Below are 16,804 nucleotides of genomic sequence, written 5' to 3'. Positions count from 1 at the left end.
CTTGTCTTTCGGAGTATGGGTGTATTTTTTCAGGAGCCTGAGGACCGCTTGCGGCCTCAATGCGCCCTCAGGATTTCCTCCCGCCGCGTGAGGTAGCAGCGCGAGAGCTTCTCGTGCCTCGCTTCCCAGCCGGTCGCGAGCTGCGTGCTGGCGGTGGTCACGATCCCGCGGCCGTAGATCCTCGCGAGCCCGTCGAGCGTTTCCATCAAGGCGCGCCGCCTTTCCTTTTCCCGGTCTGACGCTTCGCAAAAAAGCGTTTCCGGAATATCCGACGACTGCTCAGGACGGATGTCGGAAAGAATGACGCCCGCCTTCTGATAGGCAAAGCCTTCGCGGCGAAAGCGCTCAACGATCCCCACGGCGATTTTCGTGAGAATCAGCGTGTCGGATGTCGGAAGGGGGAGCTTCACGACCCGCGACACGTTCTGCTGCGGAAGGTCGCCCCGGAAGAAATTCGTATGGAAGAAGACGCCGACCTCGCCGGCCGCGCTCTTTTGCTGCCGGAGCGTCATGGCCGCATCGGCCATGTGCTGCGACACCGCGGCAGCGAGCGACTCGAGGTCCGTCACCGGATGCCCGAAGGATCGGCTCCGGATGATCTGCTCTCGGGGAGCCGCCTCCTCGTCAAAGGGAATGCAGGGAATGCCGTGGAGCTCCCGCCACGTGCGCTCGAGCACCACGCCCCAGCGCGCACGGATGAATGACGGATCCATCTTCCAGAAGTCGAGCACTGTGTGAATGCCGAGATTCTGCAGTGCCTCTCCCATCCGCCTTCCGATTCCCCATACTTCCGTCAAGGGCGTAATCGACATCGCCTTTTCGCGGCGATGGGGCGCAAGATCGAGCCAGTTGATGACGCCCCCGAAAACAGGCCACTCCTTGGCGAGGTGGTTGGCGAGCTTGGCGAGCGTTTTCGTATTTGCAATCCCGACGCATGCTGGAATTCTCTGCCACTCGTAGATCCGCGCCTTCATGGCGCGCCCGAGTTCCGCGGGGTCGCCCGGAATGCCGGTAATGTCAGCGAAGTTTTCATCAATCGAATAGCGCTCGATCCGCACCGCCATATCGGCAAGAATCGCCGCAATGTTTTTGGAGACGGATCCGTAAAGCTCGTAGTTGGAGCTTCGCCATTCGACTTTTCCCTCTTCCACGAGGCTTCTGAACTTAAATGCCGGCATCCCGCGGCGGATGCCGAGCGCCTTCGCTTCGGGCGTCAGCGCCGCCACGCACCCGTCGTTGTTCGTGAGCACAACAAGGGGTTTTCCTCTCAGCGACGGATCAATCACGCGTTCGCAGGCGCAGTAGAACTTGTTGGCGTCAATCAGGCAGATCACCTGCCGGGGATCGAGCCCCAGGCGTTTCGACGAGCGCGATGCGGAAGTCTCCGTCGGAATCCTCTCACTCCCGGCATCGGCCGTGTCCCGCAATTGCCCAAGCGCCCTCAGCCTTTCCACTCGTTCGGGTGATTTAAGAGAGATGAATTCCATGCCAGAAACCCCGAAACACAATCTATAATAACCGTTAAACACAGAGTTTAACTCAAAGGACCTTTGTCATGACCGAAAAAAAGCTTACGCCCGAAGAGACCCCGCTCAAGCGCCAGCCCGGACGTCCCCGGAAAGCGGACGACGAGGTTCAGGGGCGTTTTCTCACGATGCGCGTGAACGAAGCCCTCATGCAGGCCGTCAAGGAGCGCGGCGGCTCGCGCTGGGCGAGAGAGGCGCTCCTCGATGCCCTTCGGAGAAGCGGCGGAGTGCTCTCCCCTGGGATCAAGCCTGAAACCATTCAGATCCCCAGTGAGAAATCCTCCGAAGCCGCACTTCCCAGGCTCGACCTGCGCGCGGCCTGCGGGTTCCCTGCGCCGGCGGCAGAGTCGGAAACCGAGGAAACGGACCTCTACGACCTTCTCGTTCCCAAACCCGGGAAAACCATTCTGGTTGAAGCCTCCGGCGACTCCATGGTGGATGCCGGCATCTACGAGGGAGACCTCCTCATTGTCGAAGTGTCTTCAGAAGCCCGAAGCGGCCAGATCGTGCTCGTCTGCTACGACGGGAACTTCCTCGTGAAGCGCCTCAAGGTAATCGACGGGAGGCCCGAACTTCGAAGCGAAAACGACGCGGTGAACTACCCCGTCCTCAAGCCCAGGCCTACCGAACAGTTCGTCATTGAGGGCATCGTGCGGCATGTGATCCGCTCCTTCCGGTGATCTGAGGTTCCCGCCACTTAAAAAAATCCCCGAAACCCGCCAAACCGGAATCCGTCATGACTTCTTCCCCAACGCCTCAGGAAATGCGGCCGCAGCCTTCCGTCCGCCGTCGGATAGGCCTGGTCTGCCGTCATTCCCCGCGCTATCTGCTCAAGCGCCTCTCGCTTTCCGCGGGATGCGGCTTCCCATCGCCCGCGGCGGACTGCAGGGACGAGCGCGTGACGCTCGACCAGATCCTTGTGCGCCGGCCGCTCTCGTCCTTTCTCATTGAGGTCGAGGGCGACGCCATGGCGGATGCGGGCATTCTTTCGGGCGACATTCTCGTGATCGACCGGTCTGCTGAAAAGCGAAGCGGCAGCATCGTGCTTGCGTCCTATCAGGGCGAACTTCTGATCCGGCGGCTGAGGTTCGACGCCAAGGGGAACCCGGAGCTTCATGCCGAAAACCCGCTCTACCGCCATGCGGCAATCCGCCCGCGCAAGGGCGAGCAGTTCGACATCGAGGGCGTGGCGGTCGGGCTTACGCGGGAGCTGCAGTGAAAGAGTTAAGTCCTCTTTGAAATACAGTCAGCCGCAGGCTTCGATATTCCTTCTAAGTATGCTCACGCCTTCCTCAAAGGTCGCAATCGGAATGGTATAGCGCAAAAGTACGTGCCGCTTTTCCTTTTCGCCGTAAAACCACCCGGGCTCAAAATCAACGCCGCACCGATGCCGATAAAGCCGACTCAGATTCACTCCCTTGAGATCGAGCCAAACGCATCCAAAGCCTGCAGGCACGCGCCAGGAAAAGCGATCCCCAAGCTCGCGCGCAAGGATCGCGTTAACCTGGGCGATCCGCTTGCGGTGAAAAACCTCAAAGCGACTGACCATTTCAGGAAGGAGATTTTCCGAAAAGAGCTTCTCAGCGACAAGCTGAGAGAAGAGTCCGGGAGACAAGTAATCCCGTCTTCCTGAAGCCATCAGCTGTCGAATTAGCCGTTCGTTCGCCACAATGAAGTTGAAGCAGCCTATGGGCGTGAGCCACGCGGGCACTGCTCCCATATAGATCACGCATTCTTTTCCCGGATCAAGTGCCGAGAGAGGCGGCTTCGTCGCCGTCGGCTCCACGAGCCTCGTGTAGCAGTCCTCTATCAAAAAGGCTCCGGTACGACGTGCGGCTTCAACGAGCATCAGGCGCTCGGCTTCATTGAGGGTCCCGCCTAGAGGTTTTGCCGCATCCGGCTCCAGTGCGAGGACTTTAGGGCGCTTCGAAAGCTCAAACCCAGAAAAATCAATGCGGCCGTCACTATCAACCGGCATTTCTCGCCGCCATGACGTATGCCGCTCGGCAATGCCGTAGTAGCGGATGAGCGAGACGGACGGGTACCAGAATTCCGCGGAAGGGCCGATGAGAACTTCGCTGATCAGGCGATAAGCCTGAAGACGCCGGGAAATGATGAGTACTTCAGAGGGTTTTGCATGAATCCCGATGGACGGGAGGTGTTCGCAAAGCGCAGCTTTCAGAGCCGGCATGCCGCCCGTAGCGAACATTTCGCTTCTACTCGAACGATAGGACCTAAGCGCCGCCGTCACGCCTGCCACCTCCAGGTCGTAAGAGAGATGATCGTCCCAATGCTCATCACAAAGCTTTGAGAGACTGATGAAGTCTGAACCCGGTTCTGAACTCATATTGAGTTTTGCAACATCTTCCCGACGAAAGGCCTCATTCATGCGGGGCGGCTTGAAGCCGCTGCGGGCAAGGAAATGTCTCAGTTTTTCCTCAAAAGCGAGATCCTTCACTGTAATGACCGGGCGCGTTCTGCAACTGCGCGTAATCCAATGTTCGCGCTCGAGAATCTCGAGCGCAGAGTCAATCGTGCTTCGAGATGCCTTGAAATCACTTTCAAGCCGACGACGCCCCGGCAGGCGGCCGTCAGCGTATACGCCGGATTCAATATTGCGGATGAGCGCCTGAGCCACCGCTTGATAACGATGCGCGTCAGGTTTATTGGCAGTAGACATGATCGGGACCCTGCTTCTGGGCTCTCTTTTATTAAAAATCTGGGCTGATTCAAAGTATGTAGCCGCAGTTAGGATAAAGACAAGGATCATCCTGCAAAGTGCTTCAAAGAACTGACCATCTCTGAACGCACTTGAAAGAGTGAGTGACGAAATATCCCAAAGCAAAAGGAGAAACCACCATGAAATGCTTCAAGATTGCAGCCGCTGCGCTCATCACGATTGCAGCCTTTTCATCGCAGGCCGCTGACGGCGTTTTCCGCGGCGAGGCCATGGGCCACAACGACCTCGTCGTTGTCGATGTAACGGTGAAGGGAGACAAAATAACCGACGTGAAGATCGTGAAGAGCCTCGAGACACCAGCTGTTTCCGAACTTCCGAAAAAAGTGATCCCTGAAATGATCGTGGAGAATCAATCACTCAAGATCGACCGGATCTCAGGAGCCACCTTTTCATCCTTCGCAATCGTTGGGGCAGTCAAGGATGCGCTCACCAAGGCCGGCATTGACGCAAGCAAGTTCCTGCAGGGGTCGTCGCACCGCTATCTCTTTACGGTCCCCGCTGAGAGTGAAGCTGATGTGGTGATTGTCGGAGGCGGTGGTGCCGGAGTTTCTGCTGCCGTTTCCGCAGCCCGCGCAGGCGCTAAAGTCATCCTCCTTGAAAAGATGAGCTTCCTCGGCGGCAACACCGTTCTTGCGGGCGGTGCGCTCAACGCTGCGGATCCGGCTCTGGAAGGGAAGCAGAAAATGTCCGGAGGACAACGCGCCATGGTTGAAGGACTCCTCGCAGAAGAACCACGGAATGAGCTCCACCGTGCTTTGATTGCTGCCTGCCGCACCAAATGGGAGGCACACGTTGCCAAGACGCCGGACGTGCTCTTTGACTGCGAAGAACTTCATGCGCTCCAGACCTGGAAGGCAGGCGACTATGCCGCAAACCTTGAACTCGTCGACAAGCTTGCGAGACTTGCCCCGGATACCGTGAAGCTTCTTGCTTCCATGGGCTTTGATTGGAACGACTTCACGAGTCAATATGTCGGCGCGATCTGGCCTCGTTCGCACGACGCAAAGTACTTCACGAGCGGACAAGGGTATATCGATACCTACCGCGAAACAATCCGGAAAGAAAACCTTCCTGTCACCATCTACTATCAGACGAAGGCTGAAAACCTCATCACGAAGAATGGCCGGGTCGTCGGCGTCGAAGCTGCGGGCCCCGACGGCAAACCCGTCAAAGTCTCGGCGGCAAAGGGTGTGATCCTTGCCGCAGGCGGCTTCGGCGCTAACGTTGAAATGCGCATGAAGTACGACACGCAGTGGGACGGCAAACTCGATAAAAAGATCGGCACGACGAACTCGCCGGCGATCACGGGAGACGGCATTGTGATGGCAGCAAAAGCCGGTGCCAAGCTGATCGACATGGGTTACATCCAGCTTCTCCCTGTAACGGATCCCCAGAACGGAACGGTTTCGGGCGTCTGTCAGGGTACGGCAATCTATGTGAACACCGACGGCAAGCGCTTTGTCAACGAAATGGAGCGCCGCGATGTGCTCTCGCGCGCTGCACTCGCCCAGAAGGGCGGCGTCTTCTACCGCATGTGCACGGTGAAGAACTCCCGCGTGAAGCCCGACGGCATGACGACGATGGGTCAGTCGATCGATACCCTCATTAAAGCGGGCAAAGTCGTTCGCGGCGACACTATCGAAGATCTCGCAAAGAAGACCAATATTGATGCTGCAGCACTTCGCCAAACATTTGAGAAATTCAACGATTTCTGCAGAAAGCAGAGCGTCGATCCTGAATTTGGTCGTCCGTCATGCGCTCCAAACATCCCGATGTATGAAGGCCCCTATTACGCCGAACTGAGAACGCCAAGCGTGCACCACACGATGGGCGGCGTTCAAATCGATACGGATACTCACGTTATCGGCAAGGATGGAAAGGCAATTCCGGGTCTCTATGCAGCAGGTGAAGTCACGGGCGGCATCCACGGCACGAATCGCGCGGGCGGCAACGCCATCAGCGATGCCCTCTCCTACGGCTACGTGGCCGGTGCTAATGCTGCACTCGGTAAATAAGACTGAACATTCCGTCCGAGAGGTCTGCCGAAGGGAACATCGGGATGGTTAATCAGAACTGAAGTTTTATTGTCAACCGATGCGGGAAGCTGGAATAACAGGCCTTCCCGCGAGGACGCATAGTAAAAATCCCCGTGAATGAACAACGCTTCGCGGGGATTTTTAACTCGATCAATCTTAGAGCCTAATCAGTCATCCACGCCGATCATGACGTTCGACGCCTTGATGATGGCATAGGCCTTGCCGCCCACCTTGAGGCCGAGCGTCTTGGCAGAAGTCGTCGTGATGGAGGAGACGAGCTTCTCGCCGGCAGCCGTTTCAATCACAACCTCGGTCGACACCGGACCTTCCTTGATGGAAAGGATCTTGCCTTCGAGCGTATTGCGTGCAGAAATCTTCATTTTTTAATCCTGGTCAAATTATTTCCGGGACTTTATGTACCCGGAATCTGTTGTGGCAAGTCTATCCGAGAAAGGATGAAAAAAGTCTGAAGTCTTCTCAAAAAATCCGCAGAAAATGTAGTTATCTGTTCGAAAAGACTTCAGGCTTCCCGCTTATGCCTTCGCCCAGCGCTCGAGCACCTCAGCAACCCGAGCCTGAGGAAGGTCGCCGAAGGCTTTCGGCGGCTGGGGTTCCCCTTCGTAGCTCCCGATCGCTTTTCTAAACCAGCTGACCGAATGCCAGGAGCCGTTCTTCCAACCCGCGAGCGGATAGGTGCCCACAAGTTCAAATCCGAGGCTCTTATGGAGCTTCTCCGACGGCGGGTTGGGCGACGTCACGCATCCGTAGGCGGCTTTCATGCCCTGAAGCGCGAGGAGTTCGAGAAGAAGCCCGTAAGCGCGCCGTCCCCAGCCTTTTCCGGCAAGCGCGCGAGAGAGATAAATCGAAAGCTCCGCATTCCACTGGTAGGCCGCACGCTCCATATGACGATGCGCATAGGCGTAGCCGACGATCACGCCGCCATCGTCCTCGAGCACCAGATAGGGAAAAAATTCGGAAATTGAACGGATGCGGTCCTTGAATTCCTCGACGGACGGGAGCGCATACTCAAACGTGATCGGCGTATCGATGTATTCCCGATAAATCTCAAGAAGCGCGGGAGCGTCGGAAAGACGGGCAGTGCGAAAGCGCATAAATGAACTCGCTCAAAGGTAGGGTCCGGTGCAGACGAAAGTTCATGATATGCCGCCGCCGCATTCCGGCAGAACGATTGCGCACCACATGAAGAAAAGCCTTGACGCCTGTCAGAGAGCCTGAGCGCTATGTCGGCATCCGGTCGTTCGCCTTCGTTAGAATCCGCTTACCGACCGGTTAGTCAGAAAACATCCGGCAGAAATCCCTCGGAATTTAGAAACCAACAACTCATGGCAGCAAACGAACTCACGGAGAGCCGCCCGGGCGACTCAAGGGAAGCCATATTGAACGCAGCGGAAGCCCGCTTTGCCGCAGCGGGCATTGACGGCGTCTCCATGCGGGAGATCGCAGAAGACGTAGGCATCACGAAGGCGGCGCTCTACTATCACTTTCCCGGGAAGGACGCCCTCTGGCTCGCCGTCTGCGAAAGACTCGCCCGGATCCACATTACGGGGCTCAAGGAAGCGGTGGAGAAAATCCCCGATCCGCGGGAGCAGCTGAAGGCTTTCGTCAATTTCCTCGTCGACCGGTTTTTTGAAAACCCGAATCTTTCGCTTCTCATTCAGCGCTCCATCCTTGATCCCGATGACGAGCGCTCCCGCAAATGCTCGGACATTGCCTACCGCGAAACCTTCCGGATCCTCTACGACCTGGCCGGCAAACTCGGCATCACCGAAGACCGGCAGCACTGGGCGCTTCTCGTTGCAGGCATGTGTCTGATGCCTTTTGAAGCGAGAAAAACACTTGCGTGGCTCCCGGGCGCAGAAAAGGGAAACTTCACGCCCGAGCGAATCAAGCGAAGCATTTTCAGGATCCTTTTCCCGGAAAGTCTTTCGTCATCTTCGTCGAAAAGCTCCCAAAAGAACCAGCCCGCGCTCGAGGCACCCGAACCGGGAGTCATCCAATGAACTGCATGAAACAACCTGCCCTATTCCTCGCCTCCCCGCTTCTCCTTCTGGGATTGAGCCTCCTCCTCGCGGGCTGCGGAGCAGATGAAATTCCTGCGAGCACAGAACCGCGGGAAGCGCTTCTCGAAACCGTTGAGATTCTCTCGCCGGTCACCCTCCCCGGGTCGATCACTGCGCTCGGCGAGGTCGTTCCCGACCATCGCGTGGAGGCTGCGAGCCGATTGTCGGCCTACATCGAAGCAATTCCGAAGAAGGAAGGCGATTCCATAAAAGCGGGCGACGTAGTGGCTCAGCTCGATTCCCGGGACGTTGAAGCGGCCGTCCGGACGGCATCTGCGAAAGTCTCGGCTGCCAGGGCAGCGGCGAAGGATGCCGCGCTCGATCATGAGAAATTCTCCGCGCTCTACCACGAGGGGCTCGTATCGGAAAACGACTGGCGAAAGATCACGCTCAAAAATGAAGCTGCCCGAAGCGATCTGAAGGAAGCCGAAGCGATGCTCGCAGCCGCAAAGGCGCAGCTTGCCTACACCACCGTCCGTTCTCCCATCGACGGCCGGGTCGCAAGAGTTCTGAAGCGCGAGGGCGACCTTGCGCTTCCCGGCCTTCCCATTGTCGTCGTGGATTCAGAAACGAATCCGAAAGTGGAATTCTCGATTCCGCAGAATCAGCGCGCAGAGATCCAAACAGGCACGCGGGCTTTGGTCCGAATGGATGGCGAATCAGCTGAATTCGAAGGAACCATCGAACGCACGACCGAGTCCGCCGACCGGATTTCCCGGACCACGCTCGCCCGCATCGCCTTCTCCGGAGAGGAACGGACGAAGGCTGAAGCACGCTTGAAGCCCGGCATGTACGTCCGGGTGGAAGTGAAGCGCTCAAGTTCGGCCGACGCCTCGCCCTGGGTGCCGGAGTCCGTTCTCACGACCCGCGGAGGATTGGAAGGCGCATTCGTTCTTGAAGAGGGAAAAGCAAAGTTCCGCTGGCTCAGAACCGGAAAGCGCCTCGGGGGAATGGTTGAAATTCTGGCCGGCCTCCAGGGCCGAGAATCGCTCATCAACCAGCCGTCCGGGAATCTTCGCGACGGAAGCCCCGTGAAGGTCGAAAAGCGGAGCAGCGCTCGGGGAGACGCTGTCGAGGCTGTCGAGGGAGATCAAAAATGAGCGGAGAAACGGACCCGCAGCAAAAGCCCGCTCCTGTCGCGATGAGAGCCCCTAAGATGGAAAGCACTGCGGCGCAGGAAAAGAAAAGAAGCGAACATACGATCACGGGTTGGATGGCCGCGCTCTTCATTGATTCGAAGCTCACCGTGATCGTCATGATCGCGGCGCTCCTCTTCGGCATCTGGGCGATTCTCACGACGCCCCGCGAGGAGAACCCGCAGATCACGATGCCGGCGGCAGCCGTCATTGCCGTGATGCCGGGTGCGGAGCCCGCGGAAGTGGAAGCGAAGGTTGTGAGGCCCTTGGAAGCCATCATCAACCAGGTGAGCGGCGTCGACCACGTCTGGGCGACGGCCAAGGATTCGGGAGCCCTCGTCACCGTTCAATTCAAGGTGGGCGAAAACAAGGAAGCTTCGCTCGTGAAGCTTGCCGACCGAGTAATGGGCGGAAGGAACGAGCTGCCTCCCGGCGTGATCGGCCCCTTCATCAAGAGCGCCGACGTGGACGACGTACCGATTCTCGCGGTGACCCTCGTTTCCGACAAGTACGGAGACTATGGGTTGAAGCGCATTGCCGAGAGCGTGCTCGACGACCTTTCGGGCCTGGAGGACATTTCGACGACGGCCGTCTACGGCGGCCGAGACCGGGAGCTTCTGGTCACGGTCGAACCCGAAAAGCTCTCCGCCTTCGGGCTTTCCTTTGCGCAATTGAAGCTCGCGCTTTCCGCTTCGAGCGTCGCGGGGCCGCTCGGGAACATCATGGAAGCGGGGAAGGAAGCTTCCGTCCGGGTGTCGGACTTTATCGAAAGCGCAGAGGACCTCAGAAATCTCGTCGTCGGGATGTCGCCCGAAGGCCGCCCGGTGCATTTGGGTGATGTTGCCCGGATTGACGACGGTCCGAGGGAAACGAAGACCCACTCCACGCGCTTCGGCTGCGGATTGTCCGGAACGGACTGCCGGGATGAAGCCGGGGCGATTTCCTCCGGAATACAAGAGCGCGAAAGCGTGACGCTCGCCATTGCGAAGCGCAAGAACGCCAATGCAGTGACGGTGGCGGAGGAAGCCGTCGCCCGGATCGAGCGCATGAAGGGTTCCGTCATCCCGCAGGATGTCGGGGTCTACGTCACGCGAAACGACGGCGACAAGGCAAACGATGCCGTCAACACCCTGATCGAGCACCTCGGGATTGCGGTCTTTGCCGTCGTTTCGGTCACGCTCCTTTTCCTTGGGGTGAGAGCCGCCTCCATCGTCGCGATTACGGTGCCCCTCATACTCGCGATAACGCTCGGTGTCGTCGGGCTCACGGGCTTCACGATAAACCGCCTCACGCTCTATGCGCTCATCATTGCGCTGGGGCTTCTCGTCGACGACTCGATCGTCGTCATTGAAAACATCGTGCGCCACTACGGGCTTTCGCCCATCCGAAACCGTGCGGACAAGATGGAGCGCTCAATCGTGGCTCCGGGCGAAATCGGAAGCGCCACGCTTCTCGCGACGATTGCCGTGATGCTCGTCTTTGCGTCCCTCATCCCGGCGCTCACGGGGATGCCGAAGCAGTACTTCTATCCCGTGGGCTTTGCGGTTCCGGTCGCACTCGCCGCCTCCTTTCTCATTGCCTATACGGTGGCCCCCTGGGCGGCGCTCCGCTGGATGCCGGCTCCGAAAGTGAAGCCTCTGAAGACTTCCCCGAGGGGCGCTGCTGCCTCAGAGGAAGTTCCGGGCGGAAGGCTCGGAGCCTGGTACAGCATTCCGGCAAAGCGCCTGATCGGGCATCCGAAGCGCGAAACTCTCTACGTCCTCATTCTGATTCTTCTGATTGCGGTTTCGTTCGCGATGCCCTTCTGGCAGCTCGTGAGGCCCTCAGGCCCGGGCGGACCGTCCCCCGAATTCGGCGTTGAAATGGGGTTTCTGCCCAAGGACAACAAGAACACCTTCAATGTGACGGTTGAAATGCCCTCGGCACGCCCGTTGAAGTCACCGACCGTGCCGTGAGGGACGTGGCCGCTCTCGTTGCTCGGATTCCGGAAGTCAGAAACTGGCAGAGCTCCTCGGGGCTTGCCGACGTTCCGGACTTCAATTCCATGATGCGGATGAGCCCGGAGAAAGGAAGCACGATCGGCGCGGTCCGCGTGAATCTCACCGACAAGAAGAGCCGCGAGAGAAGCTCGATCGTCATTGCGGCGGAACTCCGCAAGGCGCTCACAGCCGTGTCGGCCAAATGGCCCGGAAGCACCATCCAGGTTCTCGAAGACCCGCCGGGGCCGCCCCTCAAGGGAACGATCTATGCGGAGCTCTACGCGAAGGACCCGGAGCTTCTCAGGTGGCTCGCGGAGAGAGTCGAAAAGGAATTCCGCGCGACCTACGACATGGCGGAGGTGACGAATACTGAGAAGGCAGACCGCCCGCAGATTGCGCTCTCGATCGATCGGGAAAAGGCAATCCGCGCGGGCGTCCTTCCGGCGCTCGCTGCGCATGAACTCAAGGCCCTCACGGACGGCTCCGTCATCGGCTACGCCCATACGGAGGGCGAGCGCCTCGGAGAGCCCATCCGCGTGGAAATCGCAAAGGGCGAAGCCTTTGATCCCGCCTTCCTTTCGGGCGTCACGGTTCCGGGATTTGCGGGCGTGCGCGTGCCGCTCTCGGAAATCGTCGCCACAACCTCGAGAAGCGAACCCCGGGAGATCGACAAAAAGGACGGCGTCATGACGGCTGCCGTCGGGGGCGAACTCGCCTCCACGACGCCCACCTACGCGGTGCTGGATCTCGACCGGAGGCTCGCCGGCATTGAGCTTCCCGGCGGCGGCACGCTTTCAACCGGAAACCTCACGTGGTCCGACGAACGCCCTGACCTCACGAAGTCGCCCGCCGTTCTCCTCTGGCAGGGTGAAATGCGGATGATGCTCGACAGCTACCGGGATCTCGCGAAGTCGCTCATGCTTTCCGTCGGCGCGATCTTTCTGATCCTCGTTGCCTACTACCGCTCCTTCGGACTCGCGATGATTGCGCTCTCTGCCGTTCCCCTCTGCTTCATCGGGATCTTCCCCGGGCACTGGCTCATGAACGTTCAGTTCTCCGCCTCGTCCCTCGTCGGCGTCACGGCGATCTCGGGCGTTGTGGTGAGAAGTTCTCTTCTCATCATCGACTTCGTGATCGACTATCTGAAGGCGGGACTGCCCTTGAAGGACGCGCTCATCGACGCAGGCGCGGTGAGGCTTCGGCCCATTCTTCTGACAACGCTCGCGATTCTTCTGGGGAGCGTCATCCTCATTCCGGATCCGGTCTTCGGAGGCCTTGCCATCACCTTCATCTTCGGCACCATCGCCTCTACCATAGGCACGATCTTCCTGGTTCCAGTGCTTCTCAACTATTACTTTGCGAAGTACCCGTACGCAGGCCGAAAAGAGGCGTAATTTGAAGGAAACCCAAGTCCTCCCGCCTGACAAAGGCTCCCGGCGTCAATCCGGGGAAAAAGTCGACTTCGACTTTTTCCCAAAAAGGACCCCGGGTCCGACGGCTTGAAAAGCCGTCATTCCAGCAGTTTCCTTGCCGCAAAGAAAGATCCCGGCTGCTGGGATCATCAACGGGACGGCTACTCAAAGAAGGAGAACCCCAGACATGACAGCTGCCCTACCCACTCACGCGAATTCCGCTGAGGAGCTTAAAGCGCGTCCCCGCACGCTCTACCAGAAGATCGTCGACGCCCATACGGTGAAGCGAATCGACGCGGAAACCGTACTTCTCTATTGCGACGCGCACTTTGCGAACGAATACACGTCGCCTCAGGCTTTTGCAGGCGTACGAGACCGCGGCATTCCGGTGGCCGTTCCCGATGCGCACCTCTGCGTCGTCGACCACATCATCCCGAGCGAGGACGTCAGCCCGCGCGTCATTCACGATCACGCGAGCCTCGTTCAGGCGGAGACCCTCGAAGCCAACTGCCGGCATTTCGGAATCGACGCTTTCTATGGCCCCAACGACCCGGACCAGGGCGTGGAGCACGTTCTCATGGACGAACAGGGGCTCGTGCGTCCCGGGATGGTTGTGATCTGCGGCGACAGCCACACGACGACCCACGGGGCGCTGGGTGCGCTCGGCTTCGGGATCGGCACATCCGAGATCGAGCACATTCTCGCGACGCAGACCCTCGTCTACCGGCTTGGCCGGAGCATGAAGATTGAGATCAAGGGGAAGCTTCCCACAACAGCGACTCCGAAGGACCTTGCGCTCACGGTGCTCCGCACGATTTCCGCTCGTGGGGCACTGGGAAAGGTCGTTGAATACACGGGCGAAGCCGTCTCTCAGCTTCCGATGGAGGGACGCTTCACGCTCTGCAATCTCACCGTTGAAGCCGGCGCCCGGGGCGCACTCATTGCGCCGGACGAAAAGGCCCTCGACTGGGTGAAGGCGCATGCGGCAGGGCTCACTGAAGAAAACTTTGAAGCCATGGCTACCTATGCGAAGACGCTCCGAAGCGACCCGGACGCCGAATGGGATGAAACGGTCGAAATCGACGCTTCCAAAGTCCAACCGATGACCACCTGGGGCACGTCGCCCGATCAGGCGACAGCGCTTGATGAACCGATTCCCGACCCGGAAGCCTTCCAGGATCCCATCCAGCGGGAAGCCGGAAAGCGCGGACTTGAATATCAGGGGCTCGAACCCGGCCGCACGATGGCGGGGGTTCCGATTCAGCATGTCTTTATTGGTTCCTGCACGAATGCAAGGCTCTCGGACCTCCGGGCAGCCGCGGCAATTTTGAAAGGCCGCAAAGTCCACGCGGGCGTCCGGGCTCAGGTGATGCCGGGATCCATGCGCGTGAGAAGAGAGGCGGAAGCGGAGGGGCTTGACCGCATCTTCAAGGACGCGGGATTCGAATGGCGCAAAAGCGGGTGCACCCTCTGCCTTGCGATGAACGGCGACATTCTGGGCGACGGCGTTCGCTGCGCCTCCACCACGAACCGCAATTTCGAGGGCCGGCAGGGGCGCGGAGCGAAAACGCATCTCGTGAGCACCGAAACGGCGGCGGCTTCCGCCGTCATGGGCGTCCTTACGGACCCCAACACGCTTGGAAAGCTTTAAGGATTGTCCGGAGGAAAGAAAAAATGGAAAAGTTCTCTACCCTCACCGCGGTCGCCGCACCCATCGACATCGACAATCTCGACACCGACCAGCTGATGCCTAAGCAGTTCCTGCACGGGATCGACAAGTCGGGACTCGCTCAGGGGCTCCTCTGGAACTTCCGCATAAATGCGGACGGCACGACCCGGAACGACTGCGTTCTCAATCGCCCGGGGTTTGAGAAGACGAAGATCATCGTATCCGGCCCCAACTTCGGCTGCGGCTCGAGCCGCGAACATGCCGTCTGGGGGCTGATGCAGTACGGCATTCGCGTCGTCGTAGCGCCCTCCTTCGGCGAAATCTTCTATTCGAACTGCTTCAACAACGGCCTCCTCGCTGCCAAAGTGTCGCCAGAGGACGGGGCGGAGATTCTCTCTGTTCTGTCGGAGACGAAGCCGATTGAGCTCACCATCAACCTCCCGGCTCAAACGATTGAAGCCGCAGGCGCAGATAGACACTGGCACTTCGACATTGCACCGCGCCACAAGCAGATGCTCCTCGACGGTCTCGACATGGTGGATGCGACGCTTGCCGACAAGGCGGCGATTGATGCGTTCAGAGCGGCGCATGAGAATGCGTTCCCCTGGATGGCGGGACTGCCGGGGAAGCGGAAGCGTTTGCGGGATGCGGGGACACATGCGTAAACCCCAAACTTGCGTCGATGCAAGTGGGCCTCAGGCGGTTGGCGTTTGAGGTCCTACGTGATGATAGAGATCCAGAGCTGACGCTTCGGCTCTGGAGTTTTATTGAATTCGAATAGCCGGACGCTATCGGACGCTTCGTCCTCAATGCCGTGCCTCCTGAGACCGGCGCCTTTCTCAGCGGCGGAGAGCATTGCGTTGTCCATCAGTCGGAATTCTTCAGGGCTTGCGGAGGATTGTCAGCACGATGCGGATGACCCGGGCCAGAAAAGGAACATCCACGAAGTGACGGATTGCAGTTTCTGGATATTGATCACCAATCTCGGGGTGGTGCAGTTTTATCCCGCATTACTAGTATATCGCTCGTTAATTAAGGCTATTAATTAATTCGTGGACCTCGTCGAGCTTCCAGCGCCAGCGGAACGGCACGGGGTCTTCGTTGGTTTCATCGATCCACTTTGTAATGTGATCCCTCAGCTCATCCTTCGAATTGACGCGAAGCCCGCGCAGGCTTTGACGCGCCATCTTGCTGAAGAATGCTTCAATGAGATTGAGCCATGATGCATGCTTCGGCGTGAAGATGAACTGGAAGCGCCCCTTCCTCGTATCAAGGTAGGCACGCGTTTCCTTCGATGTGTGGATCGAGTGATTATCCAACACAATGAAGATCCGACATTCATCAGCATACGTCGCATCAATCATCCTGAGAAAGTCGGCGAAGTCTGAGCTCTTATGGCGTTCGCGGATCAGACTGTGTACCTTGCCTGTAATCAGATCAATGCCGGCAAGCAGGGAAAGCGTTCCGTGACGACGATATTCGTAGTCGCGACGGGTAAAGCCTTTTCCAGGCTGCGGCGGCCGATCATCATGAATGTTCCCAATTGCCTGAATGCCCGGCTTCTCGTCATAGGAGATGTAGACGGTGCCGTTCGGCTGCGATGAGCCTTCAAGCGTATCAATGAAGCGAAGGTCGATCTCCACGCGCTTGTAAAGGAGAAGGACTTCTCTCGCTTTAGCTTCAAAATCGGGATCCTTCTTCTCAAGGTAATAGCGGATGCGGTGCGGCTTGATTTCTCCTTCTTCGAGAATTGTCCAGATAGTGGACTTTGAGGCTTTGCCGAGCGATTCGCCATAGCGTTGTTCTTCAGCATGTTTGCGCACGTAGGCGGCCAGAGTCTCCATTGACCAAAGCGCCTGCGTCGGTCCATCCGGCAAATCCTTCGGCGGCGTGCATGCAAGAGAACGCACCCAGGTGCGCGCATCATCGCTGATCGTTGCCGGTCGTCCGCTGCGCTTGAGATCCTCGAGAGCCATCATCGGGCCGATCTGCAAAGCCTTCCGCAGGAAACGGGCGACCGCACTTACCGAAAGCTGAACTTCTTCAGCCAGCTCTTTCTGCGGCTTCCCGCTGGCTGCGCCGAGCAGAATTCGGGCGCGCTGCACCTGGCGATTCTCAGCTGTGCGTGAGTTGGCGATCTGAGTTAGTGAGGCAACCTGCTCTGGAGTGAGTGTCAGAGGGGTAACGACAGGGCGGCCGCGAGGCATGAGGAGGCTCCAGTGAGT

The 16,804-nt window shown here is 58.6% G+C and carries 14 protein-coding genes; 9 read left to right on the top strand and 5 right to left on the bottom strand.

Features of this window, described 5'->3' with window-relative positions; all coding sequences use genetic code 11:
• Nucleotides 1-56: 56 nt before the first annotated feature.
• Complete coding sequence (locus FG381_RS01050; RefSeq protein ID WP_139687126.1) at nt 57-1,487, bottom strand: Y-family DNA polymerase; 1,431 nt, start codon at nt 1,485-1,487, stop codon at nt 57-59.
• Between the two features lie 68 nt (nt 1,488-1,555).
• Between FG381_RS01050 and FG381_RS01045 the strand changes: the two genes are divergently transcribed.
• Both FG381_RS01045 and FG381_RS01040 read left to right on the top strand, forming a co-directional pair.
• Nucleotides 1,556-2,206: a LexA family protein gene (locus FG381_RS01045; protein ID WP_139687125.1), complete on the top strand. Its 651-nt coding sequence runs from the start codon at nt 1,556-1,558 to the stop codon at nt 2,204-2,206.
• Nucleotides 2,207-2,262: 56 nt separating this feature from the next.
• Complete coding sequence (locus FG381_RS01040) at nt 2,263-2,745, top strand: LexA family protein (RefSeq protein WP_139687124.1); 483 nt, start codon at nt 2,263-2,265, stop codon at nt 2,743-2,745.
• A gap of 27 nt (nt 2,746-2,772) precedes the next feature.
• Here FG381_RS01040 and FG381_RS01035 read toward each other — a convergent pair whose 3' ends face one another.
• Complete coding sequence (locus FG381_RS01035; protein ID WP_165697785.1) at nt 2,773-4,206, bottom strand: GntR family transcriptional regulator; 1,434 nt, start codon at nt 4,204-4,206, stop codon at nt 2,773-2,775.
• A gap of 179 nt (nt 4,207-4,385) precedes the next feature.
• Here FG381_RS01035 and FG381_RS01030 point away from each other — a divergent pair, with 179 nt between their 5' ends.
• Nucleotides 4,386-6,281 carry a flavocytochrome c gene (locus tag FG381_RS01030; protein ID WP_139687122.1) on the top strand — a complete coding sequence of 632 codons (1,896 nt, stop codon included), beginning with the start codon at nt 4,386-4,388 and terminating at the stop codon, nt 6,279-6,281.
• Between the two features lie 188 nt (nt 6,282-6,469).
• On the opposite strand, the gene FG381_RS01025 is transcribed toward FG381_RS01030, so the two are convergent.
• Together FG381_RS01025 and FG381_RS01020 are read right to left on the bottom strand one after the other, a co-directional pair.
• Nucleotides 6,470-6,682 (bottom strand): TOBE domain-containing protein, encoded by a 213-nt coding sequence (locus tag FG381_RS01025; protein WP_139687121.1) that lies wholly within the window; start codon nt 6,680-6,682, stop codon nt 6,470-6,472.
• A 153-nt stretch (nt 6,683-6,835) separates the two neighbouring features.
• Nucleotides 6,836-7,414: a GNAT family N-acetyltransferase gene (locus FG381_RS01020; RefSeq protein WP_139687120.1), complete on the bottom strand. Its 579-nt coding sequence runs from the start codon at nt 7,412-7,414 to the stop codon at nt 6,836-6,838.
• A 231-nt stretch (nt 7,415-7,645) separates the two neighbouring features.
• On the opposite strand from FG381_RS01020, the gene FG381_RS01015 reads away from it, so the two are divergent.
• The 6 genes from FG381_RS01015 (at nt 7,646) to leuD (ending at nt 15,244) form a co-directional block, all read left to right on the top strand.
• Nucleotides 7,646-8,323: a TetR/AcrR family transcriptional regulator gene (locus FG381_RS01015; protein WP_165697784.1), complete on the top strand. Its 678-nt coding sequence runs from the start codon at nt 7,646-7,648 to the stop codon at nt 8,321-8,323.
• Complete coding sequence (locus FG381_RS01010) at nt 8,320-9,483, top strand: efflux RND transporter periplasmic adaptor subunit (protein ID WP_139687118.1); 1,164 nt, start codon at nt 8,320-8,322, stop codon at nt 9,481-9,483. Before FG381_RS01015 ends, FG381_RS01010 begins: the two co-directional genes overlap by 4 nt.
• Complete coding sequence (locus FG381_RS12680; RefSeq protein WP_226960295.1) at nt 9,480-11,474, top strand: efflux RND transporter permease subunit; 1,995 nt, start codon at nt 9,480-9,482, stop codon at nt 11,472-11,474. The genes FG381_RS01010 and FG381_RS12680 overlap by 4 nt, the downstream gene beginning before the upstream one ends.
• Before the next feature lie 5 nt (nt 11,475-11,479).
• A complete protein-coding gene (locus tag FG381_RS12675; RefSeq protein ID WP_265575134.1) occupies nt 11,480-12,892 on the top strand; it encodes an efflux RND transporter permease subunit in 1,413 nt (470 codons plus the stop codon).
• A 205-nt stretch (nt 12,893-13,097) separates the two neighbouring features.
• A complete protein-coding gene (gene leuC / locus FG381_RS01000) occupies nt 13,098-14,561 on the top strand; it encodes a 3-isopropylmalate dehydratase large subunit (RefSeq protein WP_139687117.1) in 1,464 nt (487 codons plus the stop codon).
• A 23-nt stretch (nt 14,562-14,584) separates the two neighbouring features.
• Nucleotides 14,585-15,244: a 3-isopropylmalate dehydratase small subunit gene (gene leuD, locus FG381_RS00995; protein ID WP_139687116.1), complete on the top strand. Its 660-nt coding sequence runs from the start codon at nt 14,585-14,587 to the stop codon at nt 15,242-15,244.
• A gap of 363 nt (nt 15,245-15,607) precedes the next feature.
• On the opposite strand, the gene FG381_RS00990 is transcribed toward leuD, so the two are convergent.
• Entirely contained in the window at nt 15,608-16,786 is a 1,179-nt protein-coding gene (locus FG381_RS00990; RefSeq protein WP_139687115.1) for an IS630 family transposase, read from the bottom strand.
• Nucleotides 16,787-16,804 lie beyond the last annotated feature (18 nt).

The organism is Sutterella faecalis (assembly GCF_006337085.1).
GTDB lineage: Bacteria > Pseudomonadota > Gammaproteobacteria > Burkholderiales > Burkholderiaceae_F > Sutterella > Sutterella faecalis.
Note: the sequence above shows the minus strand (reverse complement) of the source record. Positions and strands in the feature narration are given on the sequence as shown.

Bases quoted from the DNA above. Each gene is read 5' to 3' on its own strand.
- FG381_RS01035 (WP_165697785.1), bottom strand. From the start codon at position 4,206: ATGTCTACTGCCAATAAACCTGACGCGCATCGTTATCAAGCGGTGGCT.
- FG381_RS01045 (WP_139687125.1), top strand. From the start codon at position 1,556: ATGACCGAAAAAAAGCTTACGCCCGAAGAGACCCCGCTCAAGCGCCAG.
- FG381_RS01050 (WP_139687126.1), bottom strand. From the start codon at position 1,487: ATGGAATTCATCTCTCTTAAATCACCCGAACGAGTGGAAAGGCTGAGG.
- FG381_RS01040 (WP_139687124.1), top strand. From the start codon at position 2,263: ATGACTTCTTCCCCAACGCCTCAGGAAATGCGGCCGCAGCCTTCCGTC.
- FG381_RS01020 (WP_139687120.1), bottom strand. From the start codon at position 7,414: ATGCGCTTTCGCACTGCCCGTCTTTCCGACGCTCCCGCGCTTCTTGAG.
- FG381_RS01015 (WP_165697784.1), top strand. From the start codon at position 7,646: ATGGCAGCAAACGAACTCACGGAGAGCCGCCCGGGCGACTCAAGGGAA.
- FG381_RS00990 (WP_139687115.1), bottom strand. From the start codon at position 16,786: ATGCCTCGCGGCCGCCCTGTCGTTACCCCTCTGACACTCACTCCAGAG.
- leuD (WP_139687116.1), top strand. From the start codon at position 14,585: ATGGAAAAGTTCTCTACCCTCACCGCGGTCGCCGCACCCATCGACATC.
- FG381_RS01025 (WP_139687121.1), bottom strand. From the start codon at position 6,682: ATGAAGATTTCTGCACGCAATACGCTCGAAGGCAAGATCCTTTCCATC.
- FG381_RS01030 (WP_139687122.1), top strand. From the start codon at position 4,386: ATGAAATGCTTCAAGATTGCAGCCGCTGCGCTCATCACGATTGCAGCC.
- FG381_RS12680 (WP_226960295.1), top strand. From the start codon at position 9,480: ATGAGCGGAGAAACGGACCCGCAGCAAAAGCCCGCTCCTGTCGCGATG.
- FG381_RS01010 (WP_139687118.1), top strand. From the start codon at position 8,320: ATGAACTGCATGAAACAACCTGCCCTATTCCTCGCCTCCCCGCTTCTC.
- leuC (WP_139687117.1), top strand. From the start codon at position 13,098: ATGACAGCTGCCCTACCCACTCACGCGAATTCCGCTGAGGAGCTTAAA.